The organism is bacterium SCSIO 12643 (assembly GCA_024398135.1).
GTDB lineage: Bacteria > Bacteroidota > Bacteroidia > Flavobacteriales_G > Salibacteraceae > CAJXZP01.
In genome coordinates this window covers 3556071-3582801 of record CP073750.1, presented here as the reverse complement: position 1 = coordinate 3582801, position 26731 = coordinate 3556071, and the positions used below count along the sequence as shown (strand labels likewise).

General features: G+C 34.7%; 19 protein-coding genes, 1 tRNA gene and 1 pseudogene. 6 read left to right on the top strand and 15 right to left on the bottom strand.

Annotation, left to right across the window (positions count from 1 at the left end):
* Positions 1-7 precede the first annotated feature (7 nt).
* The 3 genes and pseudogenes from KFE94_15750 to KFE94_15740 all read left to right on the top strand — a co-directional run bounded on the left by KFE94_15750 (position 8) and on the right by KFE94_15740 (position 3958).
* A complete protein-coding gene (locus KFE94_15750; GenBank protein UTW66088.1) occupies positions 8-562 on the top strand; it encodes a DinB family protein in 555 nt (184 codons plus the stop codon).
* On the top strand, positions 559-3480 hold the full coding sequence (locus KFE94_15745; protein UTW66087.1) for an FAD-binding protein: 2922 nt from the start codon (positions 559-561) through the stop codon (positions 3478-3480). Before KFE94_15750 ends, KFE94_15745 begins: the two co-directional genes overlap by 4 nt.
* A 322-nt stretch (positions 3481-3802) precedes the next feature.
* Positions 3803-3958 (top strand): annotated as a pseudogene (locus KFE94_15740) (EF-hand domain-containing protein).
* A gap of 60 nt (positions 3959-4018) precedes the next feature.
* Here the strand turns inward: KFE94_15740 and KFE94_15735 are convergent.
* The 5 genes from KFE94_15735 to recF form a co-directional block, all read right to left on the bottom strand.
* Complete coding sequence (locus KFE94_15735) at positions 4019-6226, bottom strand: cation:dicarboxylase symporter family transporter (protein ID UTW66086.1); 2208 nt, start codon at positions 6224-6226, stop codon at positions 4019-4021.
* 109 nt (positions 6227-6335) lie between these two features.
* On the bottom strand, positions 6336-10322 hold the full coding sequence (locus tag KFE94_15730; GenBank protein ID UTW66085.1) for a T9SS type A sorting domain-containing protein: 3987 nt from the start codon (positions 10320-10322) through the stop codon (positions 6336-6338).
* Positions 10323-10349: 27 nt separating this feature from the next.
* Positions 10350-14366, bottom strand: a complete 4017-nt coding sequence (locus KFE94_15725) for a T9SS type A sorting domain-containing protein (GenBank protein ID UTW66084.1) — start codon at positions 14364-14366, stop codon at positions 10350-10352.
* Positions 14367-14486: 120 nt separating this feature from the next.
* Positions 14487-14777 carry a DUF721 domain-containing protein gene (locus KFE94_15720; GenBank protein UTW66083.1) on the bottom strand — a complete coding sequence of 97 codons (291 nt, stop codon included), beginning with the start codon at positions 14775-14777 and terminating at the stop codon, positions 14487-14489.
* 20 nt (positions 14778-14797) lie between these two features.
* Positions 14798-15880, bottom strand: coding sequence for a DNA replication and repair protein RecF (recF, locus tag KFE94_15715; GenBank protein ID UTW66082.1), 1083 nt, complete (start codon positions 15878-15880; stop codon positions 14798-14800).
* 117 nt (positions 15881-15997) lie between these two features.
* Between recF and KFE94_15710 the strand changes: the two genes are divergently transcribed.
* Together KFE94_15710 and KFE94_15705 are read left to right on the top strand one after the other, a co-directional pair.
* Entirely contained in the window at positions 15998-16678 is a 681-nt protein-coding gene (locus KFE94_15710) for a tetratricopeptide repeat protein (protein ID UTW66081.1), read from the top strand.
* 126 nt (positions 16679-16804) lie between these two features.
* Positions 16805-18175: an MATE family efflux transporter gene (locus tag KFE94_15705; GenBank protein ID UTW66080.1), complete on the top strand. Its 1371-nt coding sequence runs from the start codon at positions 16805-16807 to the stop codon at positions 18173-18175.
* Between the two features lie 4 nt (positions 18176-18179).
* Here KFE94_15705 and KFE94_15700 read toward each other — a convergent pair whose 3' ends face one another.
* Both KFE94_15700 and KFE94_15695 read right to left on the bottom strand, forming a co-directional pair.
* Positions 18180-19232 carry a glycosyltransferase family 2 protein gene (locus KFE94_15700; protein ID UTW66079.1) on the bottom strand — a complete coding sequence of 351 codons (1053 nt, stop codon included), beginning with the start codon at positions 19230-19232 and terminating at the stop codon, positions 18180-18182.
* Positions 19233-19294: 62 nt separating this feature from the next.
* A complete protein-coding gene (locus KFE94_15695; protein ID UTW66078.1) occupies positions 19295-20770 on the bottom strand; it encodes a GWxTD domain-containing protein in 1476 nt (491 codons plus the stop codon).
* A 312-nt stretch (positions 20771-21082) separates the two neighbouring features.
* Here KFE94_15695 and KFE94_15690 point away from each other — a divergent pair.
* A tRNA-Ser gene (locus KFE94_15690) sits at positions 21083-21167 on the top strand.
* Between the two features lie 261 nt (positions 21168-21428).
* Here the strand turns inward: KFE94_15690 and KFE94_15685 are convergent.
* The 8 genes from KFE94_15685 to KFE94_15650 all read right to left on the bottom strand — a co-directional run bounded on the left by KFE94_15685 (position 21429) and on the right by KFE94_15650 (position 26730).
* A complete protein-coding gene (locus tag KFE94_15685) occupies positions 21429-21776 on the bottom strand; it encodes a VOC family protein (protein ID UTW66077.1) in 348 nt (115 codons plus the stop codon).
* Positions 21777-21779: 3 nt separating this feature from the next.
* Complete coding sequence (locus KFE94_15680; protein UTW66076.1) at positions 21780-22523, bottom strand: DUF1835 domain-containing protein; 744 nt, start codon at positions 22521-22523, stop codon at positions 21780-21782.
* A 12-nt stretch (positions 22524-22535) separates the two neighbouring features.
* Entirely contained in the window at positions 22536-22742 is a 207-nt protein-coding gene (locus KFE94_15675) for a helix-turn-helix transcriptional regulator (GenBank protein UTW66075.1), read from the bottom strand.
* 2 nt (positions 22743-22744) lie between these two features.
* The gene (locus tag KFE94_15670) at positions 22745-23296 is read right to left on the bottom strand and encodes a DUF2975 domain-containing protein (protein UTW66074.1); all 552 of its coding nucleotides are present in this window, start codon (positions 23294-23296) and stop codon (positions 22745-22747) included.
* 85 nt (positions 23297-23381) lie between these two features.
* The gene (locus tag KFE94_15665; GenBank protein ID UTW66073.1) at positions 23382-24689 is read right to left on the bottom strand and encodes a hypothetical protein; all 1308 of its coding nucleotides are present in this window, start codon (positions 24687-24689) and stop codon (positions 23382-23384) included.
* Between the two features lie 158 nt (positions 24690-24847).
* Positions 24848-25306 (bottom strand): OmpA family protein, encoded by a 459-nt coding sequence (locus tag KFE94_15660; GenBank protein UTW66072.1) that lies wholly within the window; start codon positions 25304-25306, stop codon positions 24848-24850.
* 41 nt (positions 25307-25347) lie between these two features.
* Complete coding sequence (locus KFE94_15655) at positions 25348-26112, bottom strand: hypothetical protein (GenBank protein UTW66071.1); 765 nt, start codon at positions 26110-26112, stop codon at positions 25348-25350.
* A 69-nt stretch (positions 26113-26181) separates the two neighbouring features.
* A complete protein-coding gene (locus KFE94_15650; GenBank protein ID UTW66070.1) occupies positions 26182-26730 on the bottom strand; it encodes a DUF2867 domain-containing protein in 549 nt (182 codons plus the stop codon).
* Position 26731 lies beyond the last annotated feature (1 nt).

Genomic DNA, 26731 nt, shown 5'->3' with positions numbered 1-26731 from the left:
TTAAGGTATGTCAAAATTTAAAACACCGGAATTAATCTCAGACTTAAAGGGTAAAACCGAATTTTGCATCAAAGAAGCAAAAAAACTTCTGAAGCAAGATTTGGATACTTTGAATTACAGGCCAAATCCTGAAACGTGGAGTGCTGCACAATGTCTGGACCATTTAGTTCAATACGGTGATTTTTACTTACCTGAAATTACATCTAAAATACAGGAAGAGGAATCTCTTCCTGTTGAAGCATTTAAATCCGGGTTTATTGGGAATATGTTTGCCAATTCCATGTTACATAAACCGGGCATGACCAAAATGCAATCTCCTGGTGATAAGGTCCCTCTACACAGTTCTTATGACAAAGAAATTATCAATACATTTATTGATCAACAAAAGGAATATTTGGACCTGATCAAAAAATCAGAGAATATCAATCTTAACAAACCTAAAATTAGAATTAGCATTTCTAAATTTGTAAAACTTAAATTAGGAGACGCTTTGCGCGTGAATATTTATCACAATGAGCGTCATGTTTTACAAGCACTTCGTGCCATCAAAAATGCCAATTGATTGAGGATTTAGAAATACTCTCTTCTCAACTTCAAGGAGAATTTCATACAGATGCAGCGGTCAAAATCATTTATGCCACTGATGCTTCTGCATATAGAGAAATCCCGTTAGCCGTTGCTATTCCAAAAAGTGAATCAGATATTCAAAAGCTGATTCAATTTGCGCAAAAAAATAAAGTCAGCTTGATTCCTCGGACCGCTGGAACTTCTCTTGCAGGTCAGGTTGTAGGATCGGGAATTGTAGTTGATGTTTCGAAATACTTCACCTCCATCTTAGAGCTTAATACTCATGAAAATTGGGTGCGGGTAGAACCTGGAGTGATTCGTGATGAGCTTAATTATTTCCTAAAACCAAAAGGCTTTTTATTTGGCCCAGAAACCTCCACTTCCAATCGTGCCATGATTGGAGGTATGATCGGGAATAACTCGTGCGGATCAAATTCTATTGTTTACGGTAGTACACGAGATCATCTTTTAGAAGTTAAAGCTTTTTTAAGTGATGGTTCTCAAGTTGTTTTTAAAGAATTAGACGCAAACGCGTTTCAGGAAAAACTTGCATTACCAGAGGATAATTTAGAAGGGAATATCTACAGACATATTTATCATCTACTTGGCGATTCATCCAAAAGATCACAAATCAAAGCCAATTACCCTAAACCGGAAATCAAAAGAAGAAATACAGGATATGCACTAGACATTTTGATGCAATCTGAAGTCTTCAACGAAGGAACAGGGAAATTTAACTTCTGTAATCTAATTGCAGGTAGCGAAGGAACACTTGCATTTATCACTGAAATAAAAATTGGAATCAATCCACTTCCCCCTTCTGTTCAGGGATTATTGGTGGGTCATTACACCTCAGTAAATGAAGCTTTAAAAGCCAATTTAATTGCCTTAAAATATCATCCATATGCTGTTGAACTAATGGATCATCACATTTTGGAATGTACCAAGGACCATCCGTTATATAGTAGATACCGCTTTTTTATTCAAGGTGATCCACAGGCACTTTTAGCAATTCAACTTCATGCAGATTCTAATGAGGAACTAGAACAAGTCGCAGATGACATCCGAAAAGAAATGAATCAGAATAATTATGGATATCATTTTCCACTGGTAACCTCTGATATTTCAAAAGTTTGGGCACTCAGAAAAGCAGGATTGGGATTGTTGGCGAATATTCCCGGTGATGAAAAAGCAGTTCCTGTAATTGAAGATACCTGCGTTTCCGTAGAAGATTTACCTGATTATATTGAAGAGTTTAATCTAAAGCTTAAAGAACGCAACTTAAGCTGTGTCCACTATGCACATGCTGGTTCCGGAGAATTGCATTTACGTCCAATGATCAATTTAAAAACTGAAGAAGGGAATCAGTTGTTTAGAACAGTTGCTCAGGATATTGCCGATCTGGTTCAAAAACATAAAGGATCATTAAGTGGCGAACATGGTGATGGTAGATTAAGAGGCGAGTTTATTTCTCAAATGGTTGGGAAAGAGATTTATGATGATTTTAAACGTTTAAAGAATGTTTGGGATCCAAACGGAGTTTTTAATCCGGGTAAAATTGTGAATTCACCATCTATGAATACCCAATTACGCTATGCTCCAGGGCAAAATCCTAAACCTGTTGATACCGTATTTGACTTTTCAAAACACAATGGTTTTTTAGAATCCGTAGAACTGTGCAATGGTTCTGCGGATTGTAGAAAAACAGAACTAACCGGAGGTACCATGTGCCCTTCTTACATGGCTACCAGAGACGAGATGTACACTACCCGTTCTCGTGCGAATTTGTTACGTGAACTCATGACACAACGTGAAGAAAGAGCTTTTTCTTCCCCTGAACTGAATCAGTCTATGGAGTTGTGTTTGATGTGCAAAGGCTGTCAACAAGAATGTCCAAGTAATGTGGACATGGCTACATATAAAAGTGAATATTTATATCAGAAGAGTTTAACGGAGCCTATTTCCTTTGCCAAACATAAAATGGCACATTTCTCTGATAACATGAAATTGGCCCAAAATTTTTATCCAATTTCCAACTGGGTGGTTGACGGCCCGTTAAAAAACTGGGTAAAAAAACAAATGGGGATTGCGAAAGAGCGAGAAATTCCAATGCCTCAAAAACAATCATTGTTTCAATGGTACAAAATCAATCACCAGGTTGAAAAAACAAAATGGTTGAAAAGTCCCATCAAGAAAGTACTCTTTTTTTGTGATGAATTCACCAATTATTTGGATGTCCAACAAGGTGTCCAGTCATTACAATTACTGTGGGCATTAGGATATGATGCTGAAATCATCCAGCATAGGGAAAGCGGTCGTACGGCTATTTCCAAAGGATTTCTGAAATTAGCTAATGAATTGGCAAATGAGAATACCGAACTTTTTTATTATTACGCGAAATCAAAAATTCCTATAATCGGTATTGAACCTTCCACGCTACTTACATTCCGAGATGAATATCCTAAACTGGTAAAGAAAGAACTACAATCAAAGGCAAATATCAATAAAGAGCACTCTTTTCTGATTGATGAGTTTATTGCCAATGAATTTGATCAGGGTCATATTTCTTCGGAGTTATTTAATGATTCTGATTTAGATATTTCGTTACATGGTCATTGCCATCAAAAAGCGCTATCGTCTATTACCTATACAAAAAAGATGCTTTCTATTCCTTCAGGATACAAAGTTTCTACAATCCCTTCCGGATGTTGTGGTATGGCTGGTTCATTTGGATATGAGCACTATGATGTTTCTATGAAAATTGGAGAACTTGTTTTATTTCCTACTATTCGAAATAAAAACGAGAAAACTGTGGTTGCAGCACCTGGTACAAGTTGCAGGCATCAAATAAAAGATGGGGTGAACGAAACGGCATATCATCCCGTAGAATTACTGTTTAAAGCGCTTAAATAAGGCTTATTTGTTATCAACAGTCCCTATTTAATTAAATAATTACTATTTCGCTTTTCTATTTTATAAAATTTAAGTTAATTGCACCATTATTTAAATTTAAATCCAACTAATTATGAAAAAGACATTACTATCAATGGTTGCTGCGTCTTTATTCTTTGCAGGTTCTGTTGCACTTACTTCTTGTGGAGGTGGTGGAGAATCTCATGGTGAAGAAGCACACACAGAGCAACATGATGAGGCAGCTCCAGCTGCTGACGAAGCAAACGCTGAGGCTGATGCTGCAGATGCACACGCTGAAGGAGAAGGAGATCACAAATGTGGTGAAGGTAAATGCGGAGAAGGAAAATGTGGTGATTCTGCTGATTCTACTGCAGAAGGTGAGCACAAATGTGGCGAAGGAAAATGTGGCGATTCTGCTGACTCTACTGCAGAAGGTGAGCACAAATGTGGTGAAGGAAAATGTGGAGAGGGTAAATAATCCTCTTTTCTTCAAGAATATTAAAAAAGGTCGTACAAATTGTGCGACCTTTTTTATTTGCTATTTATTTGAATTCTCCGGAGCATGTTTTTTGTGTTGCCCGTAACCTAAAACATCGTTGTAAATACACCACACGCCTGTATCTTGTCGATATTCCTTTCCTAAAATCCATTGCTTATACGCTCGATCAAAAGTCCCGTCATTCTTTCTAAAATCAATCCATCTATTGATATACTCTCTCCATACTTCATCATTGGCTAAAGGATACACTAAAGTATTATATAAGTGATATGGCAGCGGGTTGACTACTTTATAATCCGGATGAGATACTGTCCACGCTGAAGCACGTTCAGCAGATGTCAATAAACCATCAATCTGAATCGAATCGGTATCTGATATACTGAATAAAGAATCATAATTGGCTATATCATATAACCCAGCCTGAGGGAAAAATGACACATAGTCTTCTGCTATCTCCTTTCTAACAAAATAGGCTATAGTGAATGAATCTAATGCTGATGCTGATTCAAACGTATTTAAGTCATTGTAATCATTCTTTGTAAGCAATGCCAATGAAATCTCCATATATGATTTCGACAAACTCATTTGCTCTGCATATTCGCTGGATAAGAATATATCTGACATGACGATATCATAATAATCTTTATTCAACCACGCCACAATTTTTCCCTTCTCTATGGGAACAAACTCTAATGTTACACCCAAATCAGTAGCCAATTGATGTGCCATATCCACTCCAAATCCAACCAGTTCTCCTTTTGAATTTTCAAAGGCAAATGGCATACTATTCGGATAATATCCAACACGTAGTTTATTACGTCTTTTAAGTCTTCCCATAATATTTTCAGACTTTCTCAACCAATTCGGGTTTCGAGTAGGCTTATCTATTACTGTATAATCAACGGTATGATTTACCAACTCAAAGCTGTCTAAAATTTCAGCGTTAGTTGGTATACTTCCCATACTTTTATCCAGTATTTTGTTTAGACCAAATATGGAACCTCCCATAATTAATGCTGTAACCAATATCGTTTGAGATAGTTTCCCCCACCTGATTTTCATAAAACCATTACTGGCGCTGATCGTTAATAAGGTTAACGTTACTAAATGAAATGCTCCCAATACCACCCGAATTCGATCAGTCAAAACGGTTGAAACTACAAATAGCTGAAAGGTTTCTTTCGAAACTCCCATTAGATCTAAACTAAACGGCAAACCCGTAATTGGGGCTACAAATGAACTCAACAAGGTTGAGCTCAGAAATAATGGGTAATCATTGAGCATAAAAGCATGTCCGGTATACCATCCCGCAAATGGGACAAATACGAAAATCATGAATGTCCCCAGATTTGGAAAAGGATAAGCCAAAGGCATTAGAATATCCACTTCTGATTTGGCTACTTCAGAATCCTGATTCCTGGAAGCTAAAATTTCCTTAATGTTTTCAATCAATTGCGGATAAACCACGATAATCTTTCCAGTTGCAAAAATGGTGATCAGAGTAGGTCTGGTAATTCGTAAAACTTCTTTTGGAGAAAACGGAGTAAATACGGAAATGACAAACGGTAAAATCACAAATGTTAGAATCAACACTGCCAGTAAATAAACCAGCAAGTACCCCTGTAACCTACTTAAATCGGATAAACTCAGCTGACTAACCACTCCAGCTCCAATAGCGAATACACCAATTGGAGTGATTTTTACTACCATTTTATTTACCTGATTCAATCCATCATTAATAACTTCTAAAGGCTGAAGCAATACTTCTTTATTGGGTAATTTCATGATTCCCAATCCTAAGAAAATACTAAACAACACCACAGCAGGGACCACATTTAGAGCTAAAGACTCAAAGAGATTTGTTGGTATATATAGTTTTACAAAATCAAACTCATGTGCCGGAAGGATAAAATCATTAGAATAAAAACTACCACTTCCCCACTCCGGAAACGCCAATGGAAATACAAATAAACCTAATAAGCCTATCCCAAGTAAAAGTCCTAAAAACATCAACCCATATCGGATGAGTTTCTTTCCATTCTCCATGCTCAGTCTTCCAATATTCACAATAAGCGAAATCATAATGTATGGAAGTACAGTCATTTGCAATAGACCAATAAAGACATCCCCGGCAACGGACATCCAGCCTACCATCTCACCAAAAAATAGTCCGGTAGCGACTCCTAATAGGACCCCGATCAATACTCGGGTTGACAACGACAAATTACGAAAGAAACGTCTGATCATATTATTCGGTTATTGTGAGGGTCAAATGTAAATGAAAACTTAAAAATCAGGGTATAAAAAAACCACCAGATTAACTCTGATGGTTTCATTATTAAATAACTAAGTTCGATTAATACTTTACAACTTTATCGATAAAACTCCCATTTTCATTACTCAATTTAACGAAATATATACCAGATGCTAAATCCTGCATTTTAAATTCGGTTATCTGATCTCTCAAAATTGCATTGTAAATGGTTTTTCCTGTATAATCCAATATTTCTATATTCAATTCTGCATTCACACCTTTATCAATGTATAAAACATCGTTTGTAGGATTTGGATATAGTTTAAGTCCAGTTTCGATAAAGTTATCTTCTACTCCCAAAGGCCAAAAATGATAACAATCAGAAACTACTGAACAATAACCGTTACTAATTTCTACAGCATATTTTCCTGATAATGCTGGTGAAAAAGATTGCGAAATTGCTCCTGTTATATAACTCATGTTATTATCACAATCCAACCACTGATATGTATGTCCTGATAAAGCTGCCAATAGGTTTGTATCAGTTTTTAATACCGTATCATTATATATGCCTGGATAAACATTAATTGTATCTATTGTCGTACCAATACAACCAAGTACATTTTCAAAGTCAATCTTAATTTCCCAACTACCAATTCCTTGAACAGAAGGGTTAAACATACCTTGATTATTAGTATTAAAGATCTGTAAGGTATCAGCTATCGTCAACGGAGGAAGGCTTGTTTGTTGGAAGGACATCCCTGGATTAAATAGTTTAGGAATAACATTGATTACAACATCCTCATTATTATCACAGTAATTCAATTCACTCGTTACATCAGGAGGATTAGTTGCGCGTACTTTGAGTATTATAGTGTCAGATTTGGAACAGTATCCATTACTATCAGATACCATAACAATAACATTATGAAGTCCGGAGTTAAGAGCATTCAAATCCAATACTCCAACAGAATCTATATTTAAATTAATAGACCATGTTATAATAGGTTCCGTATAAGGTAAAGGAGAAATAGAAACGTAATTTCTTAGATCCACCGTATCATTATTACAAGCTACTATTTGGCTCTGAGTTAAAGAAAAATCATATTCATTATGAGATTTAATATCCATAGTATCAATACTGATACAATTAGAATCTATAATGGTATAATATACTTCATGCATTCCAAACGGCAAGCCCGTTGGATCAAACAGTCCTCCAATCGAATCTATGATACCCGCACCTGCCCAAATTCCTCCTGCTGGTGTAGCATGTAATTCTCTTATTCCACTGTTCACACATATTTCATCATATGATATGGTTGGTTCAACAACAGAAAGAACCTCAATATTAATTGATGAGTCATTAGCACATAATGTAGGATTGTCCAAATGATAGGTTACCAAAAAATTACCTGCTCCTGCTGAATCAGGATAAAATACCCCATTAGAATCTATAAAAGGACCTGTAAAATACCCCCCACCTACATTTGTTGTAAATTGATCTTGAATAAAATTTTCACAATATGGTTCTTGAGAATAAAATCCAGCATCAAATTGTGTTACTACGTCTACAAATAAATCTAACGTATCATAACAATATGAATCCGAAACTGTAACCTCATATGTACCACTCACAGAAGGAACTGCAAATGGATTGGCTATGTTAGGGTTATTCACATTATTTAACGGTGACCAAGAATATGTAAATAAATTGGAATCATAAGAATTACAATAATTAAACCTTGTATTCGGACGTAAACTACTCATCATTAAACCTCCACTAGATAAGGTTTTATATATATGACAGTTATTATTTCCGGTTTGATATATGACTGAAACATACCCAGTTTGAGAATGAGCCATTATAGGATTCATATTACTTTGCGAATTATTCTTAAAACACACTTCCACCAAGATATTAGAGAATCCATCCCATTGATAGGAAGTAGCTAAATTATGTACATTCCAACCAGAAGTAATTGAATATAAACTTTCATAAGCAACCACTTCCAAATTACTTCCCCAACCGTTAATCAAATCAGTATCATTAACACACTTCATCTTAATCACAAAATCCTCATATACGGCTGCCGCTCCTATCGTATCCACATAAAATGCTATGGAATTTATTAAACCTCCAATATTCAATCCCATATTTATTAATTCGTCAGATCTGTAAAGCATTTGATGCTTTGCTCCATATTGAGAATCACCATATACACAAGGGAAAGCGTTATTCGTATTTTGAGTAGAACCCATTCCGATTATTCCATTCTGTGATGTATTTAAACAACTAGCAATAGAAGTACCACAATTTATATCTGGGAACTCATTCCCTAAATCTACTCCCAATTGTAACGTATCTCCCAAACACAATACGGTGTCTCCTATAATTTTCATGTTTGAAGGGAATGCCGGAGAAGACTCTATCAATACTGAATCTACTCTCTGACATCCACCTGATGATGTTGCAATAACTCTATATTGAACGGCCTCAAATACATTAGCCCGAGGGTTTTGTAATGTATATGAATCCAAATAAGCTATAGGATACCATCTGTAATTATATGATAATGATGGTTGATCTGTAGACACTTGAATCAAATAATTACTATCCGGACAAATCATTGTATCATTGGGTACGGTAATATTGAAATTTGGAGATACATTTACAGTTACCGTATCCATTACTATACAATTTACATTCGAACTGGAGATCACCACATATGTGGTGGTGGTGTCTGGTGAAAATGATGGAAACTGACAATTTTGACAGGTTGAATTATATCCTAAGGAATTAGGAATAGTATCTATAGAATCACCTGCGATTGCCTGCCAAAAATAAGTCACACCTCCTGTAGCCTTCATATCCACCCAATCACCATCACATAAATACTTATCTTGTCCAGCGTTTACAGAATTCACTATAACTTGATAAGAAGATATGGCCAAACCTACATACCCACAATTATCATCATGACTTGTTACCGTAAAAGAGTTAAAAGGGGGTATTCCAGCAGGAACATTCCATGATATAGAAATCACCGCTGGATTTCCATTCGTAATAGTCGTTATGGCTCCGGGAAGTACCTCCGTAACATTAGAAAACAGAGATATTGTATCTAATAAATTAGTATCGGTAAAAACAAGATCAAATGAAATTGAATCTCCAGAACACGCCCATATTGAATCCGAGTTTAATAGAATTCCAGTACCCTGAAAATTTGTAATTCCTGATACTGGAGGGCTAGGCTGTTGATTAGAACAACTTTCTACAACAATTTGAAATTCTTTAATCACACAACCTTTTAAAATTCCTGAACCATATTCATACTCACAAACCTGAATCGCCATTACAAATGTTCCAATTATACCTGGTGTAAATTTGAGTTGTCCCGTATGCGAATTTAGTACGATACCTGATATAGGTTGATTATATGAATAACCGGAATTAAATACTACTGGCGCTCCAGAATTATCTGTTGGTAAAATAAATTTATATGTTAACGAATCTCCATCGGGTTCACTTGCCGATACATTATAATATGCTTCTTGGCCAAGGCAAAATACTGGAACATGAAAATCCCCAAATTGTGGTGAATTATTACAATAGTTTCCCGTATTATTAATTGTTCCTTTAATGTTTACATTAGCACCAGAGAATAAATTAACAATTGGGGAATTCCTACAACAACTCATCCAAGACATTGTCCAATCTCCACAAAATGAGCTCAAAACCACAAAACCTTGATAAACAAATTCTTGACTACCTTTTAAAAAGCCTCCATTACAGGTTGATACTCCTGAAGGACATATTTGCGAAATTTCAGTCCCAACTCCATTAAACTGTGCTATTAGACTATCTCCGCACGAATTGGTGAAATTTATATCTACAGTTGTAGGATATGACATACCTGTACATTCTCTAAATATCTTAAGGGTTACTAAAAATGAATCGTTCCCTAAACATTCGTATTCGAAATATCCCCCTTCCATATGCGTGGCTTTAGCCCTATTTGTTCCTAGAATAGCAACCAAAACTAAAACTAGATACAATGTTTTCTTTTTCATATTAATATTTCTCATCGTGATAAAAATTAAGGTTAAATCAGATTATTTTTTCACTACTTTCTCCACATAACTTCCTTTCTCATTACTTAATTTAATAAAGTACATCCCTGATGCTAAATCCTGCATTTTAAATTCAGTTATCTGATCCATAGTATTTGAATAATAAATGGTTTTTCCTGTATAATCCAATATTTCAATATTCAGTTCATCATTCAAACCTTTATTGATGTATAAAACATCGTTTGTAGGATTTGGATATAGTTTAAGTCCTGTTTCAATTGAGTTCTCTTCTAATCCTAAAGGCCAGGATTCATAGCATGATGAAGTAATGGAACATTCCCCTGCACTAATTTTTACGGCATAATTTCCAGTAACTGAAGGAATAAATGATTGCCCGGTTGCTCCTTGAATCGGTTGCATATTGTTATCACAATCTAACCATTGATAAGTATATCCTCCAGATAAATCAGCCATTAACACAGATCCACTTTGATTCACTGTATCATTAGTCGGAGGAGATAAAACATGAATAGTATCAACAATTGTCCCAATACAACCGTTTAAATTAACTCTATTAATTGTTATTTCCCAACTGCCTAATCCTCTTACTAATGGATTAAACATACCTTTATTGTTCATCGATGAAATCATTAGGGTATCATTAAGATTTAATGGCGGCAAAGGCTTTTGATTAAATGATATCTGATTATCAAACAGATTTGGGTTAATATCTATTAAAACATTAGAATGACCAATACAATACGATAAATCCATTAGAACAACTGGCAAATAAACTGTGTCAATGCTAACGTAAACATTCTGAGAACTACCGCATCCTCCCAATGAATCTTCAACAGTTAATAAAACCGGATACACATTCCCTGAATAGAGCATTCTTGCATCGAAAACACCATTTGAATCTATGAAGCCGTTCACATCACTCCACGACTCTTTTACCGGTCCAGATCCTTGTAAAGGGTTATTTGAAAGTGTGTAATTCGGAACTAATTGAACAATCTCATTCTGACAAACAGAAATAGGGTTCTGATTCAATGTAAAAGTATACGGTGTAACTACTTTAATACTAATTGTATCAGAATTAACACAGTTAGAATCTATAAAATGTACTATTGGATACAATCCCGCTGATAAGCCAATTGGATCGAAAATACCGTTTAAAGTATCTGAGATCCCTATCCCGGTCCAAAGTCCTCCCGAATTCACCGCATTTAAAACAACTGGTCCAGACCCAACACAAATCTCTTCATAATCAAACGAAGCATCGGGAAGGGAAACTACTGTAACATTTATCGTGGTATCATCAGCACACAAAACAGGGTCATCAATACGATATGTTATCTGCTTACTTCCAACTCCTGCAGAATCTGGATAAAATATGCCATTGGAATCCACTCCTAATCCTAAAAAATATCCGCCTCCAATATTTGGAAGTAAAGTATCTTGGCCATCATTTAAACAATAAGGCGAATTTGATGTAAAACTCACATCAAATTGATTCACTACATCTATGTGGTAATCCAATGTATCCGTACAATAATTACCAGAGTCTTTAACTATAACCTGATAATTCTGACTGGTTAATGGTGTTACCTTAGAAGTTGCTGAATTTGGCGTTGTAAAATTCGAAGTGGGCAACCAAGAATAGGTAAATGAATTCGTGTCAAACCCTACACAAAAGTTAAAACGTGTATTTGGACGTTGATTCGTCAAAGTTGCCGCACCAAAGAACCCGCCAACCGATTTGTATAATTGGCAAACAGAAGAATCATTAGCTACCTGGTAAACAACGGACTGATAATTCGTAGAAGTATAAGGAATAAGACAATTCCCTTGGTATACACTTTGAGAATTATTAAAGCAAACCTCAACAATTAAACTAGATATTCCGTCCCACTTATAAGAGTTTATAAAACTATGTATATTCCAACCAGTATTTACAGTATGAGTATAAGATGGTACTACAATGGTCATATTACCTGATGTAATCCACCCATTCGAAAGATCCATCTGAGAAGTACAACCTATTTTGATTTCAAAGTTTTCATATACATTCTGAGAACTTACAGTATTTACAAAAAATGCAATAGAATTTAACATCCCCCCAGGAGCAAGCCCCATGCTAATTAAATCACTGGGTCTATAAATAATTTGGTGCTTGGCTCCCCAGCGCGAACCACCATAAATAGAAGGGAAATATGCTCCTGAATTAGTAGTCATCCCCGTACCTATATATCCATCTTGAACTATCCCCAGGCATCCTTGAGAAGTGCCCCCACAATTCGATCCATAGCTATTCCCAAAATCAATACTCAAATCAGAGGACTCTCCAAAGCACAGTATAGTATCTCCTAAAACCTGCATATTAGTAGGAAACGGAGCCGAGAGGTCTACAAATACAGCTCCCGTTTTTTTACACCCCATAGAAGAGGATAGTGTTACTGAATAATTAGTAGGTTCATATGGAGTCGCCAAAGGATTCATTATCGTATCAAAATCCAAAGAGTTTGATGGGGACCAATTATAAGTATATGAAAAAGAGGGTTGATCAGTAGAAATTTGTAAACGATAATCATCAATAGAACAGATAAGCGTATCATTTGGCATCAATACATCAAAATCCGGAACAACATTGACAACAACCGTATCCGTATTTACACAATTCGTTGAAAGAACTGAGGTTACCATATAAATCGTAGTGCTACTGGGTGAAAAGCTAGGAAATTGACAATTCATACATGTCGCATTATATGTAGGAGAAGTAACCACAGTATCAATAGGATCACCAGAAAGTACGGTCCAGATGAATGAAGATCCACCATACGCCCCCATTTGAGCCCATTGACTATTTTGACATATCGTTAAATCAGGTCCGGCAAATGTAGAAGAATCCACAATAATCATAAAAGTAGACATAGAAAAAGCTGGATATGGACAGGCGTTATCCATACCTGTAACGTAAAACGGATTATACTTTGGTCCTTGTTGTGCTACCCAGGATACACTTAATGTAGCTGGATTACCAGATACAAAAGTTGTACTTGCTCCTGGCAGTACTGAGTTAATATTTGATAATAAAGTAATCGTATCAGTTAAATTGGAATCGGTAAATGATACATCGAAAGAGATCGTATCTCCAACACAGACTCTAATGGAATCTGATGAAATGAGGGTTCCTCCTCCCTGAACATTAGCAAATGTAGAGGTAGTAGTAGGTGGAAAATTATTGCTACAGTCAATCACCACAAACTCAAAATCATTGGTAATACACCCTTTAAAAACACCAGTTCCATATTCATATTGACATACCTGAACTGCCAAGGCAAAGTTTCCCAATATTGTTGGAGTAAAAGTCATTAGACCAGAAATCGTGTCTAAGGTAATTCCTGGTATAGGTTGATTAAATGAGTATCCAGAATTAAATGAGACAGAGGTATTATAAGTTATTAATGGGCTTACAAATTGATAAGTTAAAGAATCTCCATATAAATTTGTCACACCTAAATTATAATTAAACACTTCATTCAAACACACATATGGAACTGGAACAGAGCTAAATGATATAGAATTATTACAAGAATTCCCGTGACCAGTATATAGGTCAGCTTCAATATAGGTGCAAGGTTTTCCCACAATATTTACTGTGGTATTCCGCTCACATAAGGATAAACTTAGTTTCCAATTGGTACAGAATGACAATTCAACTATTCCTTGATAAACATGTTTCTGTATTCCGGCAAAGCTACCTCCATTACATGAATTAGTATAATTCGGACATATTTGCGATACATCAGAACCATTAGGACCATTAACTTTACTTAAAAGAGGACTAAAACTACCACATGTACTCCCAATATTTACATTTATAAATGATGGAGCAGCAATCCCGCTACAATCTCTGTATAAATTTAAGGTTATTAAAAAAGAATCTTGCCCCACACATTCATATTGAAAATTCATTCCAGATATGTGACTCGCATACAATGGGTTAAGACCAAATAACAAACTAATTGCTAAAAGCAGCTTATAAAACTTTTTCATTTGCCTAAGGTTGTAGTTGATTAAAAAAAGAGACTTTTACAAATAATAAATCGCTAATCGCGCTGCAAATTTAAATCTATTATTCAGGTTATAAATGACATTTATCCAGTAAAAACTGAATTAAACCAACAAAACATCCTCCACGAATCGCTTCCCAACATGTTCATTAATTTTTTCTACGATTTTATGTCTTGCAAACCCTAATTCGTGTCTTAAAGCTGAAGAATCCAATCGGATCACCAAAACCTTATCACGCATTTCAATCCCTTGCGTATGTCGAAAAATAGAAGGCCCCATAATCGCTTCCCAGGATTGCCAAATATCAGTTTCGGTTACCTTATTTTCCAAACGATAAGCTTTCAACATTTTTTTGATCGCTTCACCCAACGTATTTTGATTCGGATCTTCCAATATATTATCTTTTTTATTGCTTATGTTACTTCAAATACTCTAGGTTCGAGATCAATATCTTCAAACAATTCAATGATTCGCGTTGCATTGGTATCTGAAATAAAAATTTGTCCAAAATTATGCGCACTGACCAGTTCCATCAAAGCCTTCACTCGGGTTTTATCTAACTTATCAAAAATATCATCTAACAATAAAATAGGCTTTACCGATTTCACATTCTTAATAATTTCAAACTGTGCTAGTTTTAAGGCTAATAAATATGTTTTTTGTTGGCCTTGAGAACCATATTTTTTAATGCTATGTCCTCCAATTAAAAACTCCAGATCATCTTTATGTACACCTACCTTAGTGTGTTGAGATTTTAAATCAGCGGTTAAATGTGTTTCAAAAAGTTCTGACATACTTTTATCGGACAATTGCGATACATAAGATAAACTTACCGCTTCTTTTCCTCTGGAAACCATTTCATGATATTTCTGAAAAATTGGAATAAAGTCATCTAAAAATTTCTTTCTGGTTTCATATACAGGCTCTGCATATTGCTCCATCTGTAAATTCCATAAATCCAGACTATCCTGATCAAAATACTGTTGCTCGTAAAATTGTTTTAACAAAGCATTTCTTTGAGCCAGAGCCTTATTATACTTCAATAGAAACTCCAAATACAACTTGTCGTATTGAGATATAACTCCGTCTATAAATTTTCTACGGATATCGCTCCCCTCAATGATCAAATTGACATCTGCAGGAGAAACCATCACTAAAGGAAATAAACCAATATGATCTGCCAAACGTTTATACGGCTTATCGTTACGTTTAACTACCTTTTTCTTCCCTTTCTTCAGTCCAATATGCACTTTTTCAGTCACATCTCCCTTGGCATATTCTCCCTGAACTATAAAAAAATCCTGATCAAAATTAATATTATGAGAATCAATTGCATTAAAGAAACTTTTTGAAAATGACAGATAATAAATCGCGTCCAAAATATTGGTTTTCCCAACTCCATTATTCCCTGTAAAACAGTTAATGGCATCAGAAAACACATACTCTCCTTCCAGATGATTTTTAAAATTTATTACCGAAATTTTCTCTAAATGCATGCACTTTTATTAGTTGTCAACAAATGTACGTACAAAAAACCTTGGTAACGTTTCATTTTTTAAACAATCATAAAGACTAAAATGATATATTTGCACGCTTATAAAATGGATTAAAAGATGAGTAAAAAACATCAAGTAGAAGACGATGACATTAACATCGGTGAAGCATATTCTAAAGCTGAAAAGTTTTTAGATGAAAAAAAACAACCAATTGGAATAGCCCTGGGAGCAATCATCGTAATTATCCTTGGAACGTTCTACTACTTCAACATGTATTTACCACCTCTTCAAAAAAATGCTCAGGTGGATGTTTTTCAAGCGCAAAAAGCTTTTGAAAACGACTCTTTCGATTTAGCAATGTATGGTAACAGTGATTTCATGGGATTTGAAGAAATCATTGATAACTATGGTTCTACAGCAATTGGTAATACTTCAAAGTATTACATGGCAGTATCTTTATTGAATACTGGTGCTTACGAAGATGCAATCGATTACTTTAATTCTTATGCTCCAAAAGATCATATCACAAAAGCTTTGAAAGAAGGTGGTATCGGAGATTGTTTATCTCAAATGGGAGATTATGAAGGTGCTGTTTCTGCTTATGAAAAAGCGGCAAAAGCATATGTGAATGACTTCTCTACACCTCTTTACTTAAAGAAAGCGGGTATCACTGCTGAAAAAATCAATGATTTTAACGCAGCTGTAAAATACTATGAGCAAATCAGTACTGAATATCCTGATTCTCAAGAAGGCAGAGATATTGAAAAATATCTTGCTCACGCTCAGTCTTTCTTATAAAAAGAAATCAACTTGTTATTTGAAAGCCTTCTGAAAAGAAGGCTTTTTTTATGTTTAAATAATACTGCAAATTAGAGTCTTCATTTATTTAAAGCCTATCTTGCAGCACGCAATCTAAACTTAAAAATGGGACAAACCCAATCTTCACAATTAGGTACCGAGAGTATTAATAAACTCCTGGTGAGTCAATCTGTTCCGGCATCTATCGGCATTTTGGTGATGTCGGTATACATGATTATTGATACCATATTTGTGGGACAATGGGTTGGCTCATTAGCAATTGCAGCGATTACCGTTGTTTTACCTATTACCTTTCTAATCTCCTCTGTGGGTATGGCTATAGGTGTTGGAGGTGGTTCTATTATTTCCAGATCTTTAGGCGCTGGTAATCCTGAAAAAGCCGCACACACATTTGGAAATCAAATTACAATGGTGGTGACTCTGGTAATCATAACAGTAATTCCTGGATTCTACTTTGATGATCAGATTCTACTCTTATTTGGAGCTCAGGGAGACATCATGGAACCTGCCCGAGAGTATTACCATATTATATTGGCAGGAGTTCCTTTTCTGGCGCCTGCAATGGCCGGAAACAATGTCATTCGAGCACAGGGCTTCCCAAAGGTTGCTATGAACATTATGCTCGTACCAGCAGTAATCAATATCATCTTAGATCCAATTTTCATATATATGTTAGATTGGGGACTTGCCGGAGCAGCCTGGGCTACAACAATTTCTTACGTATTTAGCTTTGCTTATGCGGTATACTTCTTAGCTAGTTCTAAGAGTGAACTCCGTTTAAAGTGGGAATATTTAAAACTGGATTTCAATATTGTCAATGAAATAAACAGTTTGGGAATGGTTACTCTGGCACGTCAGGGAGCCGTAAGTATTCTTTCTATTGTTCTGAATCATTCGCTATTCAAGTATGGTGGTGAAATCTATATCTCGGTATATGGAATCATCAATCGAATTTTGATGTTTGTATTGTTCCCGGTTATTGGATTAGCTCAAGGGATGTTGCCCATTGCAGGATACAATTACGGTGCACAAGATTTTAGTCGTGTAAAAGAAGTTATCAAAAAAGCGATTATTTATGGATCAGGTATAGCGATCATCATATTTGTCATTATCATCTTAGGTAAAGACCTTATGGTAAATCTATTTACAAATGACCCTGAATTGCTTGAACTCACTCCTCCTGCAATTCTTATCGTCTTTTTGGTTACTCCATTTATCCCCGTGCAACTAATTGGAGCAGCCTATTTCCAGGCTATTGGAAAAGTTACACCCGCCCTACTTCTTACCTTGACCAGACAAGGTTTATTTCTTATTCCATTGGTTTACTTACTGCCTAACTACTTTGGAATTATCGGAATTTGGATCGCTTTTCCAGTCTCAGATATCCTATCTGCGGCAGTTACCTTGTTTGCTTTACTCAGAGAATTGAAGGGGTTAAGTATCAAATCGGAGACTATAGTTCCAATCTCCAAATAACCCATTAAGGTTTCCAGTTAAGTTCACTGAATTTTCTTTTTCCTTTGAGAAAAAATTGAACAATCAAACTACCAGAATAGATTCCTACATTATTCACTTTGGTTTTGGTCGCTTGTGTGGCTTTACGTTTTTCAATCCACATCCCCAAATTCATTAATATATCCGCATGTGCTTTAAAAACCTGAATAGCTCCTTCCGGATTTTTTTCTTTTAACATACTAAGCGAAGCCACATGATCTAAAATCAAACGAACCGGAATCTTCCATAACAACTGCGATAATGGCAAATTCTTAATCAGCATAAGCAAGTTGTTCCTATGGTTTCTGAATATCTTTTGAGGTGATCCGTATTTAATTACAAATCCACCCATATGGTAAATCATTGATTTGGGTTGGTACATAATTCTATATCCCATTCCTTTTAATCTCCAACACATATCTATTTCTTCCATATGCGCGAAGAAATCCTTATCAAATCCTTCTGCCGCTCTCCATGCTTCAGACTTGATAAACAAACATGCTCCGGAAGCCCAGAATATCTCCTGTACCTCATCATACTGCCCTTCATCCTCTTCCAGCACATTAATCAATCGACCTTTACAAAATGGATATCCCAAAGAATCTATATATCCTCCGGCTGCACCGGCATATTCAAATTCTTTTCTACGATCATATGACATCACTTTTGGTTGCACAGCTGCAATGTCATCCGATGAATTTAGCAAATCAATCGCAGATTCAAACCAATTTTCTGTAACTTCTATATCTGAACTAATTAACACGAAATTCTTCGCATCAATTTGTGCCAATGACTTCAGGTAGCCTCCTGTAAATCCCACGTTTACATCAAAACGCATCAAACTTACTTCTGGATGATTTTCCTTTACGTATTCCTGGGTTCCATCTGTAGACGCATTATCTACAACAATAATTTCTATGTCCGATCTTTTAGGAACCGTTGCAATAATCTTAGGCAAAAAATCTTTCACCAACGGTAGACTATTATAACTCAATAAGACTACAGCGGTTTCCAATTTATGTTTTGATGATTGATCCAAAGTAAGGTATTCTTAATGCAAAAGTTGCAATTTTAGTCATCTTCAACAGATACACCAAACAATTATCTTGGATTCGTATAATATTCATCAATTTGACTTCCCCAGTGATTTACACCGTCTGTTTGCTCAACATCATTATTAGGTGTATTTCGGGATTGCAAAATTACCTTCCATCTTGGGTTATTCTTCTCTCCACGAATGTTACAATGGAGTAACTCATAATCTCTAAACGTCAAAGAAGGATCATAGAATACATACATTGCATTACTTTGCTTTGGATGCGCATAATATTGCCATATAATATAAGGATATGATGAAGGCTCATTGGCTCGATTTACAATTTGATCTGGTGGTCCATACTTAAGATAAACCGACCCCTGATCTGTATTATACCCTTTCTTATTCGCACTACCAAACTCTTCATTCACCTTAGCTACCAACGCACGATACTTAATCCACTCTTCATAAGTATTCTCCGGTTTAGTCCTTTCCCAAAAAGAAATGATAAATGCCTGAAGTATTTCAGTGCTGGATTCTTCGTTGTTATCTATAAAATTCTGATCTACACGATCACCCAATGGCCGGATACATCTAAAGTAATCTACAATGCTATCTCTATTGGTTGTTCCTCTAATTGCTGATTCAAAATCTGCCAAACCCTTTGACGCTAAAATATTCGTTAATTCCTCGATTTCACTTTCCCTGTAAAATTGTTTTCCATTAGAACCTACGAGTTTGTTTTCTCTATTGAACAATTCAATCGTGTAACTATATGTGCCCTGAGGCAAATCTTTTAGATCAATTTTTTTCAAAATAACATTCACCTTAGCAGCCTTTACCCTTTTTACAATTGAATATTGATCGAAAACAGAATCTACATCCAGACTTCTTAAAGTATGTTTTTCAATATACGCTCCATTTGCCCCTAATTCAAAATCGGAATTATATACTTCAGCATATAAGTACACATGATCCATAAAAGCAGGAATTGTAGCTACCAACCACGGAGTCATAGCCATTCCATTTTTAATAAAAGGTCCCTCTTCAGTAGCATTTTCAATTGACTTTTGAAACATAAAATCAGACATTCCCATTTGCTTTTCCTTCAATTTTACCACTAAAGGTTGCGATGCTTTAATAGGTGGGATTTCCTTTCTATTGGCATCCCAAACTGATACTTCAACCGAATATTCACCTGGTTTAAGAGTCATAGTCTGTACATCTGCAAAATCCTGTCTACTGGTTTCAGATGGCATCTGAGGGCTCAATACTTCGAATTTTTGATATTTCACCACAGTATTATTTTTTTTAATCACATATAACACCTCTAATCTGGCTTGATAATAATCTTCCTTTTTTTCATACAATAACGAAGATGCATCAAAACTCATATACAGTTCTACATAAGCGCCATGCTCAGGATGATAATAATTTTCTGCTGCAAACAATACTCTGGGAGCAGGTAATTCGGTTTGTGTAAACCCTATATTACTGCACATTAGAAGCATTATTAGAACATACCAATACTTCCTGATCATCTTTGTATATTTTATATCCTTCATATGTCTCATAACAACTGTTTACAAACTTAACGGAATTTACGCGTTTAAGTAAGGAGTTCATTGTAATAAAACATACAGTTTGATCTTATTTTCCTATTTTTTGTCTATCTAGTTTCAAACACGAATAATTCTTCTGTGAATTTTCACAATTTTTAATCTTCATGTTCTCAAGTATTTCCATTTCAATTCACCATGAATCCCAATGACAGACCGCCATTCATTCAAATTTATTTGATTTTTTTTCGAAAAAATCATCCTCAGAATCAAAAAGAAAATTACTTTCGCAGCGGAGAATTGGCAGAGTGGTCGATTGCGGTAGTCTTGAAAACTATTGTACCGTGAGGTACCGGGGGTTCGAATCCCTCATTCTCCGCATCAAAAGAAAGGTCTTCAGATGAAGACCTTTTTTTATGGATTATATTTTGGTCAAAGCAACGCTTTAGCCAAAATGAAAGACAGAAAAAATGAGTATGAACGAAGAGAATACTTCTTTGGATGTACTATCATATAAAATAAATGGGATCACAATATGATTCCTCCCAACCTAACAGGTTTTTGAAACCTGTTAGGTTGGGAGGGATAGAAATCATTTACCTCAAAACGTATTTAACCATATTTATTTTTCACCTATACCTTACTGATCCGACCAAACCGCCAATTCATTTCCTGAAGGGTCTTTAAAATGGAACCTCCGTCCACCCGGAAAAGAAAATGTATCCACAGATATAGTACCTCCGGCTTTTAATATTTTGTCTTTAATAGCTTCTAAAGCTTCATGGTATAGAACTACTAATGCGCCATTCACAATTTCTTTACTAGATCTTTCAAATCCACCTTCTAATCCACTATTTGAAAAGGCAGTATAATCCGGTCCGTAATCAGTAAACTTCCAACCAAATGCTTCTTGATAAAAAGCTTTAACCGATTCCAGGTCTGTTGCTTTAAATTCTACATAATTAATGTGATTATTATCTATTTCCATAACTCATTTTTTAACAATACGATCAAACATTCTTTTTACTTGTAAGTCACCAAAACCATAGATACTTTCTCTTCTGTTGAACTCTTGAAAAACACTACCAAAACTATCGTCTCCTAATTCATCTATAATCTCTTTTAAAACCTTAATGGGTCTCCCTCCATCCTGACCAAAAGGATTTCTCTCAATATGCGCTTTTACAGCATTCGCAATAAATGGATATAGGGTTAATTCTTCAGCCAGCTCAGTTAAAATTTCCAACTCATTACTTTGATATGCAGTCCATAAATCAGAAAAAGCCTTAATCTCTTTTATTTCTTTTTTATTCTGAAACAAAAGTTCCAATTCTTGGGTATCTAAACCTCCAAATCCATACATACTGTGCTTTTGAGGACGAACCAAAAAAACCGAATTTGGAGTATCCTTTTGACTCAATAAATACATCACAAACCACAAGTTAACCTGACAAAACAAATCATCTTCAAACCATAAATTAATCTCTACATTTTCCGGAATCGATTGAATTTTTAAAAATTCAGGCACAGTTCCTTGATAATAATCTTCAATTGACACATCCGGATAGTTTTCACTAATAAACTCCGCTCTGGTTTGAAACAAATCTTTGAGACTATCCCCCGCCACATTCCCGTCAACCAGACATTCTCTGGCGATAATGATTTCACCATGGATATCTTTCGGAAATTGCTCCTTTAATACGTCACCATTTAAAATATGATATTGTGGTTTCATTCTCGTTGTAAATTACTCTGCTCTATATTCTAATATATCCCCTGGTTGACAATCTAAAGCTTTGCAAATGGCTTCTAACGTAGAAAATCGAATAGCTTTTGCCTTACCAGTCTTTAAGATTGATAGATTCGCTGGAGTAATTTCAATTAATTCTACCAGCTCTTTCGACTGCATCTTCCTTTTTGCCAGCATGACATCTAAATTAACTACAACAGGCATAATTAAATTGTTAATTCGTTTTCTTCTTTAATGATTACTCCTTCACTAAAAACATCAGATAAAAAGAATAATAAGTATCCCAAGATAAGAAATAAGATGGTCTCTGTAGAAAATAAATTAACCACTTTATTTGACGTCTTTGCAAAAAATAACATTGCTATATCTATGGTTAAGGTTCCAAATGTAAAAATCAAAAATGACGTTCCTGCCTTCTTAAAATCCTCGCTTATTTCTCTTAAAAATATATGATTTTGCGCAAGCAACTTTGATGACTTATTAAGCTGATACAGACCTATCAACGTAAAAGCAAAAGCAATAGAATATGCAATTGCAAAAACCAAATACATCGTTATGGATAAATGAACATCGCTATGAGACAAATCCACTCGCGAGAAGAAAGGCTCTTGCGGTATTTCCCATTTACGGATCAATAGGAATGTCCAATGTAAATAATCTAACATTTTATTGGCCATTACGATGACTCCAATAAAATACAACACATTAAAAAACTTTATTCCTTTTAATTTCTTTTTCAATTCGGTTTCATTTTCCATAATTACATATTTTGTTATTGCAAATAAATACATAATTATCGAAAAACAATAATTTTTTATTTAAAAATGATATTTAAGTTTTTTTTTACTTATAAATGTATTTCATTTTATCGTTATATTCCTTCCACCTAATCTTTCCATCTTCAGCTAAAATGATTCTCTCCTTATACTTCTGAGATATTTTTTTCCTCTTAGAATATTCTTCAATATCTTCATAATTCAATCCATATAGCTCATATGAATATTCATCTTTCAATTGAAAATATGATTCTCTTATGATAGAAATAATTGTTATAAAAGAATCATAAGATATTTGACCATCAACATCTAACATAATGATCGGATTATCGTTTTTGAAGATCTGTTTAATCAATTCCCTTCTCAAAATTTCTAACGAAACTGGCTTATCACTCAACTCCACTAAATTATTAGAATCTACAACCAAAGAGATTTGAGTATTAGAATCAATATTACCATTCAAATTAGCTACTCCAGCACTATATAAGGGTAATCTTAATGGTACGCCTTGAAGATCATAAAACTCTGAATTATATTCCATAACTTCGGGTAAGGCAATAAAATATATATCCGTAACCGATCTGGTGATCAATGTATCAAACACATGATAAACCTGATTCATTTTTATTCTTTTATCAAAACCTAATCTAACCTTTCTAAAAGTATCATAATTTAAATCATTGAGATCTGTATATACATCCAAAGATTCGCCTAACATGTCAATTTTAAGTTCCTTATCATAAAATAAAAAAGTCAACTCATCTAACTTATGTCCATCTTTTTCATATGGAATAAAAACCTCAGGGTACAAGCTTTTATTATAAATCTTCTTTCTCACATTTGATTGGGGTAACTGAAGATTATATTTTCGAAATATATTTTTTTCTAAAACACTACTCTCCACCTTTTTTGAATCAATAATTGGTATCCAAGCCAACCCAATAGCAATAGTACATATTGCGATCAAAGAAGTTAACAACCACTTCCTCTTCCACTTACCCAATGATCGAATTAATGTATTCCATGAATTGAAATACAAAACGAATACAATGAGTATAAACATCAAATAATATTGATCATAAAGACTTATAATGTAATGACCTCCAACAGCTGTCAAACCAAAGAATGCTGCGTATAAGAAACCTAACTTGGAAAACCACAGTATGAAATACCAAATCAAACCGCGCTGATCATGAACGATAGATTTTCGCCTAATATTTTTAAATTGAAAAAAACGCTTAGGCCTATCAAACCAAATCGTAAAACATACATTTTGTCCTAAAATCAATGAAATCAAAGCATAAAAAAGATTATAAAACTTCGCTTCACTATCAGATAAAGTCCATAAATCATAATATGCCGTTTGAGATATCATTCTAACAATCTCACGAAATATAAATAGTAGATAATAAAAGGAAATAGCAAATAGTAATCCTACTATTATCCCTCCTATTTTTCTTAATAAGGTTAATTCATCTATTATATTTCCTTCTTTAGAGTTCAATTTCTGGTTACAAATTACAAAATATTATCTCATAATCTTAAAATCTCAATCACCTTAAAGTCCACTCTTCTATTTAAAGCATGGGCTTCTTCTTTTTGTTGATCCGTTTGCATCAGGGCTATTTCTTCATCTGTAACTATAGGTTCGGTATCACCATAGCCTTTAGCGATTAATTGATTTGGAGATACACCTTTGTTTATCAAATATGCCACCACACTTTCAGATCTTTTATAATCTAACCTCCTACTACTTTGCTTTGATCCTCTACTATCTGTATGAGTGCGTACTTCGACCATCACACTATCATGTTTTATCAGAAATGTGGCAATTCGATCTAATTCCTCTAAGCTTTCGGAAACAATAGTCCATTTGGCAAATTCGAACCTTATATGCGGATTTGGAATATAAATATCACCGATCTGGACATGAGATGATTTCAAATTAAATGTTTGTCCTTTCGTATCAACGGTCAGAACAAAAAACGTCATTATTATCAGGAACAATTTTAGTCTCATAATTACAACAGTATTTAAGGGCCATATGCTCTGTGATTAAACCACTCATCATACCCTGTTTTTAACTCTTCAACGGATATGGGCACATCGATTAATTCTTGTTTTAAATCATTCAATTTTTCTTTATCTAAATGAATTTTAGGGTTTTCAAACATTAGAACATACGCTGAATGGTATAATTTGACCGACTTCAAATAATTAAAATATTCCTCCGCCACATGTGTGTATGAAACGGAATCAGCAACACCAAGTTTCAAATCGTAACTCAATAAAGATGTTAGCACAGTATCTATCTGACCTTGAGCATCATTTTTAATATCCTTATTGTAAAACTCATCTATTTTAACCAAAATATCATACGTAGTTCTTAAGTTTCTTTCTGTTCTTCTACGATTCCAAAATTTAAAGAAATAATCTTCTTCATCATTTTCCGAGGTACTAGAAGTGTCCGATTTTAAAAATTCACGAACCACCTGATTTAATGACTTATTCTCCCATTGTGTATTGCAACACCACCGATCATCGGGAGTGTTATATTGTTTAACCGAAACAAATTGGTCTAAACCGATTGAACTAAAAGTATTAAAGGCAATCCTCAAATGATTTGAGTCCCTTAACCATAAATATTCTTCATCTGCATTGATTCCACCAAACTTCAAATCAAATGGCATGTCCGAATACTCACTTAGATCTGTTTGATGATTGAATGATTCTAAAAATCCAAATGTATAGTCAGTGAAAATATCTACAGTCTGCGACTCTTCAGGATACCTATTCATTGTACAGGATATCAAAAACAGTACAACTATAGTCAAAATGATATATTGAATCAATTTAAACATACCACTCTATTCCCAATCTTTATTTAACAAAGTCATCTCCATTCGTTTGAAAATCTTACGCATATAATACTTATGAATTGGTTTAACTATTGCAAAATACATTTTACCAACGACATTATTTATTATCACTGTGGTTGCCATTTGCATCACAATTCGATCAGCTTCCCGATAACTTATAAAAGCTAACTTGAAGTCCAAATGCGAATCTTTTTGTCCGGTCACTAATTCTCTTTCACTTCTTTCTAACACATCAAACACCGCTATACTCTCACCAATATTCCCTTTAAAATTATGCAGCTTTTCCAACCGACTCTTCTCATCAGTTTCAGGAGCCGTCTTTAATTTTAACCTCCTGGCAATCCATTCACGTAATCTTAGTAACCACATAAATGTTTCCGGAAAAGATTTGAAAAAAGCAATCATCATGTCCTTTGGTTCCGGGATAATTGTTAAACATCCCGACTCTAATTGAAAAACATCCCAAAAGTCTAATTTATCTTTTTCTCTTCCGATTAGATAATCTGTATTTAAATCTACTTCAATTATCTTACTCATA

What these genes read in the sequence shown, in the direction of transcription:
- KFE94_15750 (UTW66088.1), top strand. Translation starts at nt 8, where the DNA reads ATGTCAAAATTTAAAACACCGGAATTAATCTCAGACTTAAAGGGTAAA.
- KFE94_15735 (UTW66086.1), bottom strand. Translation starts at nt 6,226, where the DNA reads ATGATCAGACGTTTCTTTCGTAATTTGTCGTTGTCAACCCGAGTATTG.
- KFE94_15730 (UTW66085.1), bottom strand. Translation starts at nt 10,322, where the DNA reads ATGAGAAATATTAATATGAAAAAGAAAACATTGTATCTAGTTTTAGTT.
- KFE94_15725 (UTW66084.1), bottom strand. Translation starts at nt 14,366, where the DNA reads ATGAAAAAGTTTTATAAGCTGCTTTTAGCAATTAGTTTGTTATTTGGT.
- recF (UTW66082.1), bottom strand. Translation starts at nt 15,880, where the DNA reads ATGCATTTAGAGAAAATTTCGGTAATAAATTTTAAAAATCATCTGGAA.
- KFE94_15710 (UTW66081.1), top strand. Translation starts at nt 15,998, where the DNA reads ATGAGTAAAAAACATCAAGTAGAAGACGATGACATTAACATCGGTGAA.
- KFE94_15705 (UTW66080.1), top strand. Translation starts at nt 16,805, where the DNA reads ATGGGACAAACCCAATCTTCACAATTAGGTACCGAGAGTATTAATAAA.
- KFE94_15695 (UTW66078.1), bottom strand. Translation starts at nt 20,770, where the DNA reads ATGATCAGGAAGTATTGGTATGTTCTAATAATGCTTCTAATGTGCAGT.
- KFE94_15685 (UTW66077.1), bottom strand. Translation starts at nt 21,776, where the DNA reads ATGGAAATAGATAATAATCACATTAATTATGTAGAATTTAAAGCAACA.
- KFE94_15680 (UTW66076.1), bottom strand. Translation starts at nt 22,523, where the DNA reads ATGAAACCACAATATCATATTTTAAATGGTGACGTATTAAAGGAGCAA.
- KFE94_15675 (UTW66075.1), bottom strand. Translation starts at nt 22,742, where the DNA reads ATGCCTGTTGTAGTTAATTTAGATGTCATGCTGGCAAAAAGGAAGATG.
- KFE94_15670 (UTW66074.1), bottom strand. Translation starts at nt 23,296, where the DNA reads ATGGAAAATGAAACCGAATTGAAAAAGAAATTAAAAGGAATAAAGTTT.
- KFE94_15665 (UTW66073.1), bottom strand. Translation starts at nt 24,689, where the DNA reads ATGATATCTCAAACGGCATATTATGATTTATGGACTTTATCTGATAGT.
- KFE94_15660 (UTW66072.1), bottom strand. Translation starts at nt 25,306, where the DNA reads ATGACGTTTTTTGTTCTGACCGTTGATACGAAAGGACAAACATTTAAT.
- KFE94_15655 (UTW66071.1), bottom strand. Translation starts at nt 26,112, where the DNA reads ATGAATAGGTATCCTGAAGAGTCGCAGACTGTAGATATTTTCACTGAC.
- KFE94_15650 (UTW66070.1), bottom strand. Translation starts at nt 26,730, where the DNA reads ATGAGTAAGATAATTGAAGTAGATTTAAATACAGATTATCTAATCGGA.